A 15,952-nucleotide genomic window follows, 5' to 3' on the forward strand; every position below is an offset into this window, starting at 1 on the left:
TTCAGGTCGTCCCGCCGACTTTTCACCGCCGCCTAGATGGTGGCGCCGCCGTCCACCACCAGGGCTTGTCCGGTCATGAAGCTGCCCGCCCGCGAGGCCAGGTAGACCGCCGCCCCGGCCAGTTCGTCGGGCTCGCCGATCCGGCGCAGCGGCACCCCCCGGGTCGAGCGCTCCAGGGTCTCGGGATCGTCCCACAGCGCCTTGGCGAAGTCGGTCTTGATCAGGCCCGGCGCGATGCAGTTGACCCGCACGTTGTCGGGGCCGAACTCGTGGGCCAGGTTGCGGGCCAGCTGGAAGTCGGCGGCCTTGGAGATGTTGTAGGCTCCGATCACGGCGTTGCCGCGCAGGCCGCCGATCGAGCTGACGATGATGATCGAGCCGTCCTTCCGCGCGCGCATCTCCGGCGCGACCATGCCGATCAGCCAGTGATTGCTGATGATGTTGTTGTCCAGGATCTTGCGGAACTGGTCGTCGGCGATGCCGGCCAGCGGGCCGTAATAGGGGTTGGACGCGGCGTTGCAGACGCAGATGTCGACCTTGCCGAACGCCTTGCGCGTCTCGTCGACCAGGCGCTGCAGGTCCTCCTTGGAGGCGATGTTGGCCGGGACCGCGATGGCCGCCCCCTCGCCATGGCGGGCGTTGATCTCCGCGGCGACCTCGTCGCAGGGCGCGGCCTTGCGCGAGGAGATCACCACCTTGGCGCCGTGCTCGGCCAGACGCTGGGCGATGGCCTTGCCGATGCCGCGCGAGCTGCCGGTGATGATCGCCACCTTGCCGGCGAGGTCGAAGAGGGTGGTCATGGCGCGCTCCATAAAACATTTGTTTGAATTTGCGGCACAGTGCTGTCGCCACGCGCGCGCGTCAAGCCGGGGCGCGCTCTGCGACCTATTGCTGCACCACACTAGTCGCTGCGGATAGGCCATGTAATGTTAAGTACAGACGGATATTCATTATCCCTGCCATCGCACATTCGCGACAATGGTAAATGATAGCCATGATGAGAACTTTAGGTAAGGACAATTTATTTAATCGCCTTCAGACCGCGGGTGTCGTGGTCTGCGCCAGCTTTCTGACTCTCGAGGTCTGCATCCAGTTCGGGGTGGTCGAGAGAGCTTTCAGCCACGGCCTCGCGGGCTGGCGAATTGACGCCGCGGCGTCGCTGCTGGCGGTTGTCGTCCTGGCCGGGCTCGCGATCCTCAAGGCCTTCGAACTGCGCGCCGAGTCGGATCGGCGGCAAGCGGCCGAGCAGCGCCTCGCCCAGCTGGAGACGCGAGACCCGCTGACCGGCCTGGCCAACCGCGATCGGATGCTTGAATTCCTGGGCCAGTCCCTGCAGACGCGCAAGACCGGCGACGAGGTCACCGGCCTGCTGCTGATCGACCTGAAGCGGTTCACGCCGATCAACGAAACCCACGGCCGTGCGGTCGGCGATCGGCTGCTGTGCATGGTCGCCGAACGCCTGCGATCGGTGGCGCGAGAGGACGAGATGGTCGCCCGCCTGGGCGGCGACGAGTTCGCCGTCGTGCTGCCCCGCCTCGACTGCGCCCAGGCCGCCAGATATCCCGCCCAGCGACTGGTCCGCGCCCTGGAAGCGCCGTTCGAGATCGATGACCTGGCGCTCAGGATCGCGGGAGCGGCGGTCGGCATGGCGACCAGCGCGAACACCGAGCTGCGCCCCGGCGTACTCGTCCACCATGTCGACGCCGCCCTCCGACGCGCCAAGTGCGGGCCAGCGGCGCAATCCTGCTCCCACCGGCCAGGGACGGGCCAGGCCTGATCCCTTGCGGCGAGACTTTCGCCGACGCGGCCTCCGCGCCGACAAAATTTCTCCGGCGTTGTCGGATCGCCCCTCGCGGGGCCGTCCTCGGGGCAACGAACCGAAACCGGAGACAAACGCCATGACCGCCCCCGCTTCCCTCGCCGACCGCGACCTGGTCCTGACCCGCATCATCGACGCGCCGGCCGACAAGCTGTTCAAGTGCTGGACCACGCCCGAGCGGCTGCACGAATGGTTCTGCCCCAAGCCCTGGACCGTCTCCCACGCCGAGATGGACACCCGGCCCGGCGGTTCCAGCCTGATCGTCATGAAGGGCCCCAACGGCGAGGAGATGCCTAACACCGGCGTCTATCTCGAGGTCGTGCCGAACAAGCGACTGGTGTTCACCGACGCCTTCACCTCGGCCTGGGTCCCATCGCAGAAGCCGTTCATGGTCGTGACTATCGAGTTCGAGGATCTGGGCGACGGCACGACCCGCTACACCGCCACCGTCCGCCACTGGACGGTCGAGGACCGCCAAACCCACGAGCAGATGGGCTTCCACCAAGGCTGGGGCATCGCCACCGACCAGTTGGCCGAGGTCGCCAAGACGTTCTGAGCATCGACTGGGGACAGGCGCATGCGCCTGTCCCCGTCCTACGCGCACTTGTTCCAACCACCCTCTTCCAGGTGGAAATGGTCGCGGTGGGCGGCGTTGTAGTCCGGACCGAGGACCGTCCCGAACACCCGGCAGGCGCCGTGGCGCGCCGCCTGGACGAAGCGGCCCTCGGCGTCGTCGGCGCGGAAGTCCGCCGCCACCGTGGCCCGCCGGCCGTCCGCGAAGCGGAAGCCGGCCACGTCCAGGGCGGCGGCGCGGGCATGGGCGCTGGGCCGCTCGCCCGGCCGGCCATAGATCGTGCGGCAGGCATAGGTTCCGTAGTGGTCGACCCGCGTCAGCCGGCTGCGCATGATCTCGCGCGCCGCCGGGACCAGCACCTGGCGCTCCCACAGCGCGTAGCCCAGGGCCAGCGGACAGGTCATGACCGGCGCGGCGGGGACCAGACGGCCAGCCGACCGCACGGTGTTTCGCGTCGAGCAGAAGCCGGTCTCGCGTGTCTCGCCCTCGGCGAATCGCACCCCGCCCTCGCGTAGGGCGGCGCGGCAGGCGACGGGGTCGGCGCCGATCCGCGCCAGCTTGCCGGCCGTGGCCAGGCCGATCGGCTGGTCCAGCGAGAACGGCTTCCACGGCAGGTCCTGCGGCGGCGCCAGGCGATCGACCAGGGCGAAGACCAGCAAACCGGCCAGCAGCAGGTCCAGCAGGAAGCCGGCCAGGCCAGCCAGCGACAGGACTTCGGGAGAGAGCGCGCGCAGGACCAGTTTCACCCTCACCCAACGGCGCGGCGGCGACGAAGTTCAGCCGCAAAGCTTGGCTTGTTCGGCGCGAGCGGGCATCTAGCGCGTCGCTGGAGACGCCCATGACCCCCTCGAACAGCTGGCGCGGCCTGCTGAACGCCGAACTGGCCCCGCGCTTCGCCCTGCTGTGCCTGGGCATCTGGCTGAACGCCGCCGACACCCTGGTGACCGTGACGATCATGCCCAGCGTGGCGCGCGAGATCGGCGGCTGGCAGTATTTCGGCTGGTCGATCGCCGCCTTCCTGCTGGGCTCGATCCTGGCGGGGGCCTGCGCGGGCAAGCTGTCGATCCGCTTCGGCCTGCGACGCGCCACCGCCTTGGCCGGCGTGGTCTACGCCATTGGCTGCGCCATGGGCGCGGCGGCGCCGGACTTCCTGGTCTTCGTGGCCGGACGGCTGGTCCAGGGCCTGGGCGCGGGGGCGATCGTCTCGCTGTGCTACGTGGCGATCAGCGCCATGTTCCCGGAAAGCCTGTGGCCGCGGGTCTATGGCGCGATCGCCGGGGTCTGGGGCGCGGCCACCTTGCTGGGCCCGCTGTGCGGCGGGCTGTTCGCCGAAGCGGGCTTCTGGCGCGGGGCGTTCTGGTTCTTCGTGGTTCAGGCCGTGATCTTCGTCGGCGCGGTGCTGGTCATGGTGCCGGCCGCGCCGAAGGCGCCCGAGGGCGGGCGCATCCCCGGACGGCAGCTGGCCCTGCTGACCGTGGGCGTGACCCTGATCGCCGCCGCCGGCGTCGTGCCGGGCGGACTGGCGGCGGCCCTGTGCGCGGCGTTCGGGACCTTGGCCATGGCCGCCATGCTGGCGGTCAACGCCCGCACCGGCGACCGCCTGCTGCCGCGCGCCGCCGGCGACCTGGCCACCGCCACCGGCCTTGGCCTGATGGTGATCTTCTTCTGCGAGGCCGCCACGGTCGGCTTCTCGGTCTACGGCCCGACCTTCATCCAGGTGCTGCACGGCGCTGACCCCCTGCTCAGCGGCTATGTGATCGGCGGCATCGCGGCCGGCTGGACCGCCTTATCGTTCGTGGTCGCGGGGCTGAAGCCCCGGCATGAGGGCTTGGCGATCCGCGTCGGCGCCCTGGTCATCGCGGCCGGCGTGACGTGGGGGGCCTATGAGATGGTGCGCGGCGGCCTGGTCGGGATCACCCTGTCGATGGTGCTGCTGGGCGGCGGCTTTGGGATCTGTTGGGCGTTCCTGGCCAAGCGGGTGATCGGCGGCGCGCCGCTTGAGGAGCAGCCCCTGGCCTCGGCCGCCGTGCCCACCACCCAGTTGATCGGCGGCGCCACCGGCGCGGCGGCGGCCGGCGCCCTGGCCAACGCCCTGGGCTTCGCGCACGGCGTCACACCGGCCGGCGGCCTGGCGCACGGCCTGTGGCTGTTCGCAGCGTTCATCCCGCTGGCGCTGGCGGGCCTGGTGGCGGCGTGGCGGCTGGGGCGGGGCTGAGGGCAAGCCGCGCGATATAGGAATGGCGCCCTTGCTATAGACTTTTGTTTTCGCATCCCTTTTGCGGAAAACCGGCGTCCACTTTTCCGGGCGATACTTTAAACGCTTCCCGCTTCCAGAGCAGCCGTCATCTTGCCAATGGCGAGTTCCAATTCTTCCAGCCGGGTCGTGACGATCGTCCAGATCACGTCTGGATCAATGTCGGGATAGCCGTGCGAAACGAGATTTCGCACGGCCACAATCTGGCCCCAGGGCGGCGGTTCGGCCACGGCCGTCTTCAACGTCTCAGGCAACTTAGCGACCGATTCGCCGATGACCTGTAGGTTCATCACGGTCGCATCGAACGTGATGAACGAGGCTTCGAACGCCCGGGCGTCCATTCCCGCGATGTAAAGCCGAATGCGGCCAATAGCCTTGTCGATATCCGCCAGCAGCAGCGCGGCCTCGCGCTGAGCCTTAGGCATAGACGACTTCCCGAAGGACCGTCTCGCGCATCAGACGCGGCAGCGATTTGGGCGTCACGACATCGACCGCCCGCTGCATAACCAGGGCCAGTTCATCGCCCAGCGCAAAATATTCCCAACCGGGAACGCGCGCCGGGTCAAACTCCACCAGCACGTCCACGTCGCTATCGGGCCCCGCCTCGCCCCGCGCCGTCGAGCCGAACACGCCGACCCGCCGGACGCCGTAGCGGTCCAACAGCGGCTTGGCCGCGCGCAGCTTGGCGAGGGCTTCGTCGAGGGTCATGAGATAGACTATAGCACGAAGGCCGCGCAGGCGGAGCACCGCCCCTTATAATTGTTTTGCGGACAATCACTCGCGCGGAAGGTTGCATCCGTGACGACCCTCGGGTTTAGATAGCTTGGCCATAAAACAAGGGGGACCGTTCCATGGATCTTGCGACCCGCATCTTGGAGCTACAGAAGCGCGCGCTGGAACATCGCGAAGTGCTTTTGACGGAAGAGGCGGCAAAGACCGCCCTCGTGATGCCGTTCCTCCAATCGCTCGGCTATGACGTTTTCAATCCGAGCGAAGTCGTTCCCGAATTCACCGCCGACGTTGGGACCAAGAAGGGCGAAAAGGTCGATTACGCCATCTGCAGCGAAGGCAAGGTGTCGATCCTGATTGAATGCAAGCCGTCAACGGTCGAGCTCAATATCAACCACGCCGGCCAGTTGTTTCGCTATTTCAGCGTCACCGACGCTCGACTGGCTGTCCTGACGAATGGCGTCGTCTATCAGTTCTATTCCGACGTCGAGCGCCCCAACAAGATGGACGACAAGCCGTTCTTCACTTTCAGCCTCGATGGTGTGAAAGGAACAGACGTCAAGACGCTGGAGAAATTTGCGAAGGCCACATTCGATATCGACAAAATTGTTCAGGAAGCAGGTAACCTCAAGCTCCAGTCCCTACTTCGCAAGGAAATCGAAAAGGAGTTCGCCGAGCCTTCGGAGGACTTCGTAAGAATGCTTGCCAGTCGCGTTCACGAAGGCCGACTCACGCCAGCGATCAAAGATAGCTTTACCAAGATGATCGCGTCGTCGATCTCGACGATTATTCGCGAGCTCGTCAACGATCGCCTCTCATCCGCGCTGAATGCGTCAAACCCGTCAACTCTCGAGCCTGATGGCTCGGAGGAGGAACCGAATGAAGATGGTGTAATCACCACGCCTGAAGAGATCTCCGGTTTCCACATCATTCAGGCGATAGCGTCAAAATTCGTTGATCCAAAACGGGTGATCATTCGCGATGCGAAATCCTATTGCGCGATATTGCTCGACGACAACAACCGTAAGACCATTGCCCGCATGCATTTTAACGGCATCACCACGAAATATTTGGGCACCTTCGTTGGTAAAGATGAGCAACGCCATCTGCTACCAGAACTGACGCATATTTATCAGTTAAGCGAACACATCGAGTCTCGCCTCAAAGAGCTTAACGGCGCTGGCGCATAGTCAGCGCCAGCCACTCATCTGTCGAGGTCGCCCTCCCATTCCAACTGGTCGCGAAGTCCGCGAACGTCCTGTTCGCGGCCCGCCACCACCGCCTGCTCCACTAACCTCACCACATCCCCCATGATCTCGGTGATCCTGAAATCCTTGGGCGTATAGATCCGCGCCACGCCCATCTGCTTGAGGATCAAGGCGTCGCCGTCGGGGATGATGCCGCCGGCCACGACCGGGATGTGGCCCAGGCCTTCGGCGCGCATCACGCGGATGACGTCCTGCACCAGGTCCAGGTGCGAGCCCGACAGGATCGACAGGCCCACGACGTGAGCCCGGCCCTCCTTGGCGCGGCGGACGATCTCCTCGGGGGTCGAGCGGATGCCGTCGTAGATCACGTCCATGCCGCAGGCCCGGGCCCGGGTGGCGATCTGCTCGGCGCCGTTGGAGTGGCCGTCCAGGCCCGGCTTGCCGACGAGGTAGGTCAGGGTGCGGCCCAGCATTTCCGAGACCCGCTCGACCTCCTTCTTCACCGCCTCGACATCCTCGGCCTCGCCGGTCGAGACCACGACAGCCACGCCGGTCGGGCCGCGATATTCGCCGAACACCGCGCGTAGGGCGCCGGCCCACTCGCCGGTGGTGACGCCCGCCTTGGCGGCTGTAATCGAGGGTTCCATAATATTTCGGCCATCGGCGGCGGCCGCCTTCAGATCCGCCAGGGCGGCCTCGGCGGCGGCGGGGTCGCGGGCCGCGCGCCAGGCCTTCAGCCGCTCGACGACGCCGGCCTCCAGCAGCGGGTCGACCGTCTCGATCGCCTTGCCGCCGGCCGCCAGCGGCGAATCCTCGCTGTCGGTCCAGCGGTTGACCCCGACCACGGTCAGGTCGCCGGTCTCGACCGAGCGCACTCGCCGGGCGTTGGAGCCGACCAGTTCGCCCTTCATGTAGTCGATGGCGTTCGGAGCCCCGCCCATCGCGTCGATCAGGGCCAGTTGCTCCAGCGCCCCCTTCGACAGCTCGGCGACCTTGGCCTCGACCACGTGCGAGCCGTCGAACAGGTCTTCGTATTCCAGCAGGTCGGTCTCGTAGGCCAGCACCTGCTGCAGCCGCAGCGACCACTGCTGGTCGAACGGGCGGGGCAGGCCCAGGGCCTCGTTCCAGGCTGGCAGCTGCAGGGCCCGGCAGCGGGCGTCCTTGCTGAGGGTGACCGCCAGGGCCTCGATCAGGATGCGGTAGACGTTGTTCTCGGGCTGCTGCTCGGTCAGGCCCAGGCTGTTGACCTGCACGCCGTAGCGGAAGCGGCGGGCCTTCGCGTCCTGGACGCCGTAGCGCTCCAGCAGGATCTGGTCCCACAGGCGCGTAAAGCTGCGCATCTTGCACAGCTCGGTGACGAACCGCACGCCGGCGTTGACGAAGAAGCTGATCCGCGAGGCGACGATCTCGAAGTCCTGGTCGGGAACCTGGCCGCCAGCCTTGACGGTGTCGAGCACGCTGATCGCCGTGGCCAGGGCGAAGGCCAGCTCCTGCTCGGGCGTCGCCCCGGCCTCCTGCAGGTGGTAGCTGCAGACGTTCATCGGGTTCCATTTAGGAACCTCGATGTAGCACCAGGCGATCATGTCGCCGATCAGCCGCAGGCTGGGGCCGGGCGGGAAGATGTAGGTGCCGCGGCTCAGATACTCCTTGATCAGATCGTTCTGGGTGGTGCCTTGCAAGAGCTTGCGGTCGGCCCCCTGCTCGTCGGCCAGGGCCACGTACAGCGCCAGCAGCCAGGCGGCCGGGGCGTTGATGGTCATCGAGGTGTTGGACTGCTCCAGCGAGATATGGTCGAACAGCTGACGCATGTCGCCCAGGTGGGCGATCGGCACGCCGACCTTGCCGACCTCGCCGCGCGCCAGGATGTGGTCGGCGTCGTAGCCGGTCTGGGTGGGCAGGTCGAAGGCGACGGATAGGCCGGTCTGGCCCTTGGCCAGGTTGGCCCGGTAGAGCGCGTTGGACTTCTGCGCCGTGGAATGACCCGCATAGGTGCGGAAGATCCAGGGCGCGTCGGGCGCGTGCTGGAACGGCTTGGAGGTCATCCTGCGCTTCCCGTCCTGTCGTTCTTAATTACCAACGATCATGAACCGGGCTTTGCTGCGGCGCAACATCGCAAAAGCGAAGCCGCCGAACCTCAGAACGGCCGCTTGCCCGTCACTACCTCGAACCACAGCCGAAAATCGCCCGCCAGGCTGTAGAGCGGGTACTTGAACGTGGCCGGCCGGTTCTTCTCGAACACGAAATGCCCCACCCAGGCGAAGCCGTAGCCGACCAGCGGCGCGGCGACGAGGAACCGCCAGTCGACCAGGAAGCCACAGGCCACGGCCGCGATGACCAGGGTCGTGCCGATCACGTGCAGCCGCCGGCTGGTGCGGTTGACGTGCTCGGTCAGGTAGAACGGGTAGAACGCCGCAAAGCTGCGGTAGCGTCCGTCCGGGTCCTTGGCGGTCCGATCATGCGCTGTCATGGGGCGATGTTCCGCCCAACGGGGCCCGGTGGCAAGGCGATGGGCCGTCGGACGCGATCGATCGCGCCTTGGTTAAGGTAGAACGCCGCCCGCGGGGTCCGCCGGATCCAGGCCGGCGCCGATTCCATTCCGTCTCCGGAACGATTCGCGTCCGAAAAATGAAGCGTTGCCGAAATATTTTCGCCTGGAAATCGCCGTGATCTAGGCGTGTACGTCCCTGCGTTAGCGCCAGCTGAGGTTAACAAGCTAAACCTCAGCGACCTAACGCCGCGCTTCGCCGCCGCAGCGTTCCACGAACGCCTCGGACGTGGCATAGTGACTGGACAACCTTTGGAGGCGAAACTTGAGCGAAGAAACCGAGGGCCGACGCCCTAACCCCGTCGATCTCCACGTCGGTGGCCGTGTCCGGATGCGTCGCAAGCTGCTGGGTGTCAGCCAGGAACAACTGGCCGACTCCCTGGGCCTGACGTTCCAGCAGGTGCAGAAGTACGAGCGTGGCGCCAATCGCGTCAGCGCGTCCAAGCTCTACGAGATCGCCAAGACCCTGCAAGTCCCGGTATCGTTCTTCTTCGACGGCCTGGCCGACCCGATGGACGGTTCGGACGGCGACGAGGTCGGCCTGCAGGCCGAGCGCATCGTGCAGGAGTTCCTGACCACGCCCGAGGGCCTGGAACTGGCCGAGGTGTTCCCCAAGATCGGTCGCGGCCGTGTCCGCCGCCAGGTTCTCGACCTGGTCCGCGCCATGGCTGAAGAAGCCTCTCGCGCGGAGAGCGCCGCCGCCTGATCCGGCGACGAGCCCTAGTAACGTGTCCGCTCGGGCCCCGGTGATCCTTCGCCGGGGCCCGAACGTTTTTGAAGCGCCGCCTTCTCAGGTCGACGGACGCGGCGGCGGCGCGTTGCGGCTGGCCCCAGCCACCTTGGCCCTGGCCGTCACCTCGTTCGCATAGGCCTGGGCCTGGCCCACGGTGGTGATCGCCGCGACCCGGGCCTGGATCGCCGCGGTCTCGGCCGGATCGCCGCGCGTCAACTGCATGTCGGTCTTGGCCAGGATCTGCAAGGCGCCCTGGGCGTTGCCGGTCCGCGGCAGGGGCGTGTCCGGCGACACCGCGGCGACAGCGGCGGACGCGGCCAGGCTGGCGGGATTGTTCAGCACCGTCGGACAGTCCGTGCGTGGGCTGGCCAGCGACAGCAGCGGCAGGACGTTGGCGGCGGTCCTGTCGCGCTGGGTCATCCACGAGGTGCCGAACAGCGCCTGCAGGGTGGCCGAGACCGAGGCGTGGTCGTAGGTCGTGCTGTCGACCACGCCCTGCGGGATCAGCGGCGAGACGATCACCGCCGGCACCCGAGCGCCGTAGATGTCGAACAGGAAGCCGCCGGCGTTGATCGACAGGTCCTGGGGGCTGCCGTCGTCCGGTGGCGGGGCGGCCGTGGGCGCGACGGAGTCGTAGAAGCCGCCGTGCTCGTCATAGGTGACGATCAGCAGGCTGCGGTCCCAGAGCGGCGAATTGCGGATCGCCTCGTACGTGGCCTTGATCAGGGCCTCGCCGCCGGCCATCGAGTCCATCGGGTGCTGCGAGGACCCGCCCTCGTAATTGCCGCTCAGCACGTCGCCGTAGTTGGGCTCGATGAAGGTGTAGGCGTAGGGATAGGGCCCCTGGACGTCGGCGGCGAGGGATCCGAACCCGTGGGTGTCGACCTTCCAGACGATGCCTTTCAGCGCTCCGACCTGGGGCACGCCGCCGGCCACCGGGCCGTTCGAGTCGACATAGATGCGCCACTGCTGGCCGTTGGCCGCGACCTTGTCGAAGAGCGAGTAGCCGCTGGGATAGGCGAAGCCGCCGCCCAACGGCGCGATCCACTTGCCGATCTGGCCGCCGCCGGGCGAGTCCGCCCAGCCCGCCGACGAGGCCCCGTGGACGAAGAACCGGTTGGGCCAGGTCGGGCCGGGGATCGAGGCGTGCCAGTGGTCGCAGAGGGCGAAGGTGGTGGCCAGCTGGTAGATCACCGGCAGCTGGATCGGCGTGTCGAAGCACAGCATGACGTCGCCATACTCCGGCGCCGTCGGCAGGCTGGGGTTGCCGGAGGTGATCTCGGTCGTCGTCGTGGCGTAGTTGGCGACGAAGCCGCTGTTGGTGATCGGCGTGTTGTAGGGCTGCCAGGGCGTGTGGGTCGCGCCTTGGCCGCACAGCTGCTCGACCACGTCGGCGAACTCGTGACCGGGATCGGTCGGCATGGCCGCCGGAGCCGGCGAGCCGACGGCGTGGGGCGTGCCGCCATAGCTGTTGGTGTCGGCGGTGGTGGCCGCCGTGATGCCGGGAATGCCCGACAGCGCGAACATGTTGTCGAACGAGTGGTTCTCCAGCATCAGCACGAAGACGTTGTCGACCGCCGCATAGGGGCCCGTCCGGGTCATGCCGGCGGTGGTTCCGCCCGACGGCAGATTGATCCTGAACATGTTGGTGTCGACCGCGAAGGTCAGGGTCTGGGCCGCGTCCGCCGACTGCAGCTGGCACTCTTTCCACAGGGGATACAGCGTCGAGCCCTGGTTCTGGTAGACGCCGGGGTTGGAGCCGTCCTGCACGACCAGTTTCACGGCCCAGTAGTCGAGCACCATCGCCACGTCGAGGCCCAGGCGGAAATAGACGGTCAGCGGCCCGACGGTCTGGCCTGGCGCGGCGGCCAGGGGCTGACTGCACTGGGTCCCGTCGGTGCTGTTCTCGTGCCACAGGGTGATGATCGCATTGCCGTCGGTGTTGTTGGTCACATAGGCCTGGGCGCTCACCCGATCGACCGGGTTCATCGGCGTGGAAGTCCCGCCGGAATCCAGGTTGATGACGAAGGTCTGGGTGTTGACCGTGAAGGTCAGGTCCTGGCCGGCGTCGGCGCCCTGCAGCTGGCATTCCTTCCAGTCGCTGTATTCCAGCACGCCGCTGCTCTCGTAGAGGCCCGGCGTCGAGCCGCTGGTCACATTGATCTCGCAGGCCCAGTAATCGAGGACGGTCCACGATTCGAAGCCGGTGTTGAAGTGCGCGGTCAGCGGCCCGACGGTCTGGCCCGGCGCGGCGGTCCACGACGCGGTCTCGGTCCCATAGTCGGAGTTCTCGTGCCACAGGGAGATCGACGCGGTCCCGTCGGTGGTGTTGGTGACGTAGATCTGGGTGGTCTGCGGCGTAGACATGGCTTGTCCTCCCGGCGCGCACTTCCAAACCGACCGCGACCCACGCGCGACATCGGCGCGACCAGAAATGGTCGTCTCGAAGGTTGCTCAGCCCAATGGCGCGAGTCAACTAACGGAAGAATATTTGATAACACACCTATAGGTGCATCTCGCCTTCGCGAGCCGCGCCTAGCCGGCCGACACCCGACCCTGGCCGGCCTGCCAGATGCGCTTGGCCGTCTGGAGGGCGGCCGGGGCCAGGCCGCGCAGGTCGTGGCTCCGGATGATCTTCAGGCCGAACTCGCGGTCCTTCTGCCAGACCACCCGCGCGTCATGGGCGTAGCCGCTGGCCAGATCGACCAGTTGGACGCTGCTTGGCGGCGTGGCGCTGGACAGCATCTGGATGCGCAGACCCGCATCGGACTGGTCGCGCACGATGCAGTCCCACGCGAAGGCGCCGCAGAGCACCTTCCCGGGATTTTGCATCGCGACACGGGGACCGGCGCGCCGGTCCAAAGGTCCGCCCGAACCAAACTTGGACATGACCGTAACAACGCGCGGCGACGTTAATCGGCGGTGCAATGGAAAGGTTTATTTGCCGCTGACCACGTCCCGGGCCCGACTTATCCCCCGCCTCGCGGGGAACCTTGGGCGGACACGGTTATTTAGCCGGTAACCGCTTGATCTTACGATCCGCGCGGCTGGCGAAGACCGGCCGACCGAGGAAACGAAAAGGACTGCCCGATGACCCATGGCGTGGCGCTGTTGGCCGACGTGACGGGACGCGACCTGATCATCGCCCTGGCCCGCCCTGGCGATGCGCCCGGCGAGCACCGCGTCCTGCCCAGCTCCACCCCGCTGGAACTGGAGGCCGGCCTCAAGTCCGTGCTGGCCGAGCTGGGCGCGGACGAGCTGGTGGGCGCGGCGGTCAGCGCCGCCGGCCCGGAGATCGACGGCGCCGTCACCCTGACCAGCACCGGCATGACCCTGTCGCTGACCTGGTTGCGACACGTGCTGCGCACGCCCCGGGTCTATCTGGTCAACGACTTCACCGCCTGCGCCATGGGCGCGCCCAAGGTCCCGGAGGCGCAACTGGGGGTGATCCACCCCGGCAAGGCCGCCCGCACCGGAGCCATCGCCGTGCTCGGTCCCGACATCGGCCTGGGCGTGGCCGGCCTGGCCCCGCTGCGCGGCGAAGGCTGGCTGGCCGTGCCCAGCGAAGGCGGCCACATGGATTTCTGCCCCGTGGAGGCCCGCGAGGCCCCGATCTTCTCGGCCGTTCGCGCTCGCCACGGCGAGGTCTCGGCCGAGCGTCTGCTGTCCAAGGAAGGCCTCAGCGACATCCACTGCGCCCTGGTCGGCGACGGGGACCCTCTTGTCGTGCCGGAAAATGACAACGTTATCATAGACCTGGCGCGGGCTGGCGAGGCCAAGGCGCGCGAGGCGATCTCGATCTTCAGCGGCCTGCTGGGCGGCTTCGCCGGCGACATGGCCCTGCTGTTCGCGGCGCGCGGCGGGGTGTTCCTCAACAGCCCCCTGCTCGAGACCATCGGCGACCTGCTGGACCGCGAGGCCTTCGTGCGCCGCTACCGGGCCAAGGGACGGATGAGCTATTATCTGGCCAACCTGCCGGTGTTCAGCATGCCTGGCCGGCCCGCCCTGCTGGGCCTGTCCAGCCTCTTCACCCCTAGCGACATGCGCTACGCCGCCTCGGACGTGAAGTTCCTCGACTGCTGAGCCTCAATCCGGCCGCCAGCCGTTGCGCAGCAGGTCCACGGCCAGCAGGTGGGCGGCCTCCAGGGCCATGTCCTCCAGCTGCTCCAGCAGGGCCAGGCGCTGGGCCTGGGTGCGGGTGTGGGCGTAGAGGGCGCAGATCGCGTGCAGCCGCGCGCGGATGTCCAGCGGCGGCGCCGGGGCGTGCAGCAACGGGTTCTCCGGCAGCTGGGCCGGCGCCTCGCCCTTGCGGCCGAACGCGCGCTGGGGGGCGTCGAACTCCAGCGATTCCAGGCCGGGCCAGTCGAGGGCGCTCATCTTTTCACTCCAGACATGTGCGTTGAATCCGTTGGGAGGAGCCATCAGGCGACCAGGGCGGCGACGCCGCATCTCAGGCCGTTGACCCGGACGTCGGCCTCGCCGAGGCCGATCCCCAGGACATCGGTAACGGAGGTGATCACCCCGTCCAGCGGAGCGGCCGCCGCCGCCAGCAGCGGCTTCAGGGCGGCCAGGATCACCACGTCGCTCAGTCCGATATGGATCAGGCCGACGAAGTTGACGTCCAGGGCGAGATTGGCCAGCAGCGAAGCGGTCGCCGCGGCCAGGGTGTCGTTGGTCTTCACGGTCTTGACCGCGCCGGCCTTGATCTCCGCGTCGGTGAACGACACCGCCTGCCAGGACGCGCCGCCAAGCGCGACGTCGGACTTGCCGCTCACCCCGAACAGGGGGGCCTTGACCAGCTGCGAGGAGGCCACGGTCAGCGGCCGCTTGAAGTCGTCCAGCGCGGCCAGGTCGATGTCGCCGATCTTCAGCGACCCGATGCTGGGCTTGACCTCCAGCGTGGCGGCCTTGCGCCCGCAGTCGATCTCCTTGAGCCGCGCCTCGCCGGACGCCAGCTCGACCAGCACCGGCAGATGCACCTGGGCCACGCCGCCCAGCACGCCCGATCCGAGCAGCTTGGCGTCGACATAGAGCCGCGCCTGGCTGGTGCGCACGATCACCGTCTGATCGCGGGTGACGGTCATGTAGGGCGCGTTGTTCATCGGCTCGCCGATCGCCAGCCAGACGTCGGTGTCGGCCAGGCCCGGCACGCTGGCGCCGAGGTCCAGCTTGACCTGCCGATGGCCCTGGCCGGCCTGGAGCACCATCTGGGCCAGATCCATGGCGCTCACCGCCACGGTGGCCGCCGAGCCGCCGGACACGTGGTCTTGACCGCCGTACGGTCCCAGCGCGGCCACGGCCTCCAGATGGGCGGACGTCCGGTCGCCGGCCGAGATGGCCAGCGTCCGTGTCGCCGAGGCGGCCTTGGTGTCGCCCTTGGTCGACAGCACGTCGGCCAGGGCCTGCAGCGCCTGTCCGGTCGTCAGTTTGGTCTGCAAGACCTGGTCGTAGGTCGGCCCGGTCAGGTGCAGGCGCGTGGAGACCGCGTCGAGATAGCTGAACAGGCTGACGTCGGCGTCGGCCAGGGCGTCGTAGTCCATCACCGACAGGTTGACCTGGCTGCCGGTCAGGTCGCCGAGCAGGGTATTGGCCACGCCGCCGTGCAGGCTGGCCAGACGCGAGCCGATCGAGAAACTGGCCAGGTCGGCCCGGGCGGCCGTGGCCTCGCGACGGATCGGGACCGATGGCCGGCCCAGTATCGCGGCGCCGAAGAACAGCTCGGCTTCGCTGGCGACCGAGACCCGGACGGCGTCCGGATCAAGGGCGGTCGGCTGGAAGCGCTGCTTTACCGGGATCGCCGCGTCGGCGGTGTAGCGTCCCAGGGTCAGGGTCGCCTGGGGCGGCGTGCGCCAGCCCTCGCCGTTGGCCGCCACGGTCGCGTTGGCGGCGAGCTGGGCGCGGGCGATGTCGTTGGCCGCCGAGATCGCCGCCAGGTCGGCGACGCCCTGCAACCGTCGGGTCTGCAGATAGATCCAGCCCATGTCGACGGCCAGGGCGGCCAGGGCCAGCGCCACGGGCAGGAACATGGCGGTGATCACCGCGACTCCGCCCCGGCGATCCCGGCCGAAGGCGCCGCCGCCCCCGCGCATG

General features: G+C 67.6%; 15 protein-coding genes and 1 pseudogene. 6 read left to right on the forward strand and 10 right to left on the reverse strand.

Features of this window, described 5'->3' with window-relative positions:
• Positions 1-32: 32 nt before the first annotated feature.
• Entirely contained in the window at positions 33-800 is a 768-nt protein-coding gene (locus J2X41_RS12035; protein WP_310082100.1) for an SDR family oxidoreductase, read from the reverse strand.
• 251 nt (positions 801-1,051) lie between these two features.
• Between J2X41_RS12035 and J2X41_RS12040 the strand changes: the two genes are divergently transcribed.
• Positions 1,052-1,777, forward strand: coding sequence for a GGDEF domain-containing protein (locus tag J2X41_RS12040; protein ID WP_310082101.1), 726 nt, complete (start codon positions 1,052-1,054; stop codon positions 1,775-1,777).
• Positions 1,778-1,898: 121 nt separating this feature from the next.
• Positions 1,899-2,375: an SRPBCC family protein gene (locus J2X41_RS12045; RefSeq protein ID WP_310082102.1), complete on the forward strand. Its 477-nt coding sequence runs from the start codon at positions 1,899-1,901 to the stop codon at positions 2,373-2,375.
• Between the two features lie 38 nt (positions 2,376-2,413).
• Here the strand turns inward: J2X41_RS12045 and J2X41_RS12050 are convergent, their stop codons facing one another.
• Positions 2,414-3,139, reverse strand: a complete 726-nt coding sequence (locus tag J2X41_RS12050; protein WP_310082103.1) for an extensin family protein — start codon at positions 3,137-3,139, stop codon at positions 2,414-2,416.
• Between the two features lie 92 nt (positions 3,140-3,231).
• Here J2X41_RS12050 and J2X41_RS12055 point away from each other — a divergent pair, with 92 nt between their 5' ends.
• Positions 3,232-4,608 carry an MFS transporter gene (locus tag J2X41_RS12055; RefSeq protein ID WP_310082104.1) on the forward strand — a complete coding sequence of 459 codons (1,377 nt, stop codon included), beginning with the start codon at positions 3,232-3,234 and terminating at the stop codon, positions 4,606-4,608.
• A gap of 98 nt (positions 4,609-4,706) precedes the next feature.
• Here the strand turns inward: J2X41_RS12055 and J2X41_RS12060 are convergent, their stop codons facing one another.
• Together J2X41_RS12060 and J2X41_RS12065 are read right to left on the reverse strand one after the other, a co-directional pair.
• The gene (locus tag J2X41_RS12060; RefSeq protein WP_310082106.1) at positions 4,707-5,072 is read right to left on the reverse strand and encodes a HepT-like ribonuclease domain-containing protein; all 366 of its coding nucleotides are present in this window, start codon (positions 5,070-5,072) and stop codon (positions 4,707-4,709) included.
• Complete coding sequence (locus J2X41_RS12065) at positions 5,065-5,355, reverse strand: nucleotidyltransferase family protein (RefSeq protein WP_310082108.1); 291 nt, start codon at positions 5,353-5,355, stop codon at positions 5,065-5,067. The genes J2X41_RS12060 and J2X41_RS12065 overlap by 8 nt, the downstream gene beginning before the upstream one ends.
• 143 nt (positions 5,356-5,498) lie before the next feature.
• On the opposite strand from J2X41_RS12065, the gene J2X41_RS12070 reads away from it, so the two are divergent.
• A complete protein-coding gene (locus J2X41_RS12070; protein ID WP_310082109.1) occupies positions 5,499-6,566 on the forward strand; it encodes a type I restriction endonuclease in 1,068 nt (355 codons plus the stop codon).
• 95 nt (positions 6,567-6,661) lie between these two features.
• Here the strand turns inward: J2X41_RS12070 and J2X41_RS12075 are convergent.
• Together J2X41_RS12075 and J2X41_RS12080 are read right to left on the reverse strand one after the other, a co-directional pair.
• Positions 6,662-8,626, reverse strand: a pseudogene (locus J2X41_RS12075) (methylmalonyl-CoA mutase family protein); the annotation flags it as partial.
• 92 nt (positions 8,627-8,718) lie between these two features.
• A complete protein-coding gene (locus J2X41_RS12080) occupies positions 8,719-9,051 on the reverse strand; it encodes an Mpo1-like protein (protein ID WP_310082111.1) in 333 nt (110 codons plus the stop codon).
• Positions 9,052-9,394: 343 nt separating this feature from the next.
• Between J2X41_RS12080 and J2X41_RS12085 the strand changes: the two genes are divergently transcribed.
• Positions 9,395-9,835: a helix-turn-helix domain-containing protein gene (locus J2X41_RS12085; protein ID WP_310082113.1), complete on the forward strand. Its 441-nt coding sequence runs from the start codon at positions 9,395-9,397 to the stop codon at positions 9,833-9,835.
• An 84-nt stretch (positions 9,836-9,919) separates the two neighbouring features.
• Here the strand turns inward: J2X41_RS12085 and J2X41_RS12090 are convergent, their stop codons facing one another.
• On the reverse strand, positions 9,920-12,229 hold the full coding sequence (locus J2X41_RS12090) for an alkaline phosphatase family protein (protein WP_310082116.1): 2,310 nt from the start codon (positions 12,227-12,229) through the stop codon (positions 9,920-9,922).
• A gap of 168 nt (positions 12,230-12,397) precedes the next feature.
• Positions 12,398-12,751 carry a PilZ domain-containing protein gene (locus tag J2X41_RS12095; protein WP_310082117.1) on the reverse strand — a complete coding sequence of 118 codons (354 nt, stop codon included), beginning with the start codon at positions 12,749-12,751 and terminating at the stop codon, positions 12,398-12,400.
• 201 nt (positions 12,752-12,952) lie between these two features.
• Between J2X41_RS12095 and J2X41_RS12100 the strand changes: the two genes are divergently transcribed.
• The gene (locus J2X41_RS12100) at positions 12,953-13,945 is read left to right on the forward strand and encodes a glucokinase (protein WP_310082120.1); all 993 of its coding nucleotides are present in this window, start codon (positions 12,953-12,955) and stop codon (positions 13,943-13,945) included.
• A gap of 3 nt (positions 13,946-13,948) precedes the next feature.
• On the opposite strand, the gene J2X41_RS12105 is transcribed toward J2X41_RS12100, so the two are convergent.
• Both J2X41_RS12105 and J2X41_RS12110 read right to left on the reverse strand, forming a co-directional pair.
• Positions 13,949-14,239, reverse strand: a complete 291-nt coding sequence (locus J2X41_RS12105; protein ID WP_310082122.1) for a hypothetical protein — start codon at positions 14,237-14,239, stop codon at positions 13,949-13,951.
• Between the two features lie 44 nt (positions 14,240-14,283).
• The gene (locus tag J2X41_RS12110) at positions 14,284-15,951 is read right to left on the reverse strand and encodes a pilus assembly protein TadG-related protein (protein WP_310082124.1); all 1,668 of its coding nucleotides are present in this window, start codon (positions 15,949-15,951) and stop codon (positions 14,284-14,286) included.
• Position 15,952 lies beyond the last annotated feature (1 nt).

This window comes from Caulobacter sp. BE254 (assembly GCF_031457295.1).
Classification (GTDB): domain Bacteria; phylum Pseudomonadota; class Alphaproteobacteria; order Caulobacterales; family Caulobacteraceae; genus Caulobacter.

Bases quoted from the DNA above. Each gene is read 5' to 3' on its own strand.
- J2X41_RS12035 (WP_310082100.1), bottom strand. From the start codon at position 800: ATGACCACCCTCTTCGACCTCGCCGGCAAGGTGGCGATCATCACCGGC.
- J2X41_RS12045 (WP_310082102.1), top strand. From the start codon at position 1,899: ATGACCGCCCCCGCTTCCCTCGCCGACCGCGACCTGGTCCTGACCCGC.
- J2X41_RS12055 (WP_310082104.1), top strand. From the start codon at position 3,232: ATGACCCCCTCGAACAGCTGGCGCGGCCTGCTGAACGCCGAACTGGCC.
- J2X41_RS12060 (WP_310082106.1), bottom strand. From the start codon at position 5,072: ATGCCTAAGGCTCAGCGCGAGGCCGCGCTGCTGCTGGCGGATATCGAC.
- J2X41_RS12065 (WP_310082108.1), bottom strand. From the start codon at position 5,355: ATGACCCTCGACGAAGCCCTCGCCAAGCTGCGCGCGGCCAAGCCGCTG.
- J2X41_RS12070 (WP_310082109.1), top strand. From the start codon at position 5,499: ATGGATCTTGCGACCCGCATCTTGGAGCTACAGAAGCGCGCGCTGGAA.
- J2X41_RS12080 (WP_310082111.1), bottom strand. From the start codon at position 9,051: ATGACAGCGCATGATCGGACCGCCAAGGACCCGGACGGACGCTACCGC.
- J2X41_RS12090 (WP_310082116.1), bottom strand. From the start codon at position 12,229: ATGTCTACGCCGCAGACCACCCAGATCTACGTCACCAACACCACCGAC.
- J2X41_RS12095 (WP_310082117.1), bottom strand. From the start codon at position 12,751: ATGTCCAAGTTTGGTTCGGGCGGACCTTTGGACCGGCGCGCCGGTCCC.
- J2X41_RS12100 (WP_310082120.1), top strand. From the start codon at position 12,953: ATGACCCATGGCGTGGCGCTGTTGGCCGACGTGACGGGACGCGACCTG.
- J2X41_RS12105 (WP_310082122.1), bottom strand. From the start codon at position 14,239: ATGAGCGCCCTCGACTGGCCCGGCCTGGAATCGCTGGAGTTCGACGCC.
- J2X41_RS12110 (WP_310082124.1), bottom strand. From the start codon at position 15,951: ATGCGCGGGGGCGGCGGCGCCTTCGGCCGGGATCGCCGGGGCGGAGTC.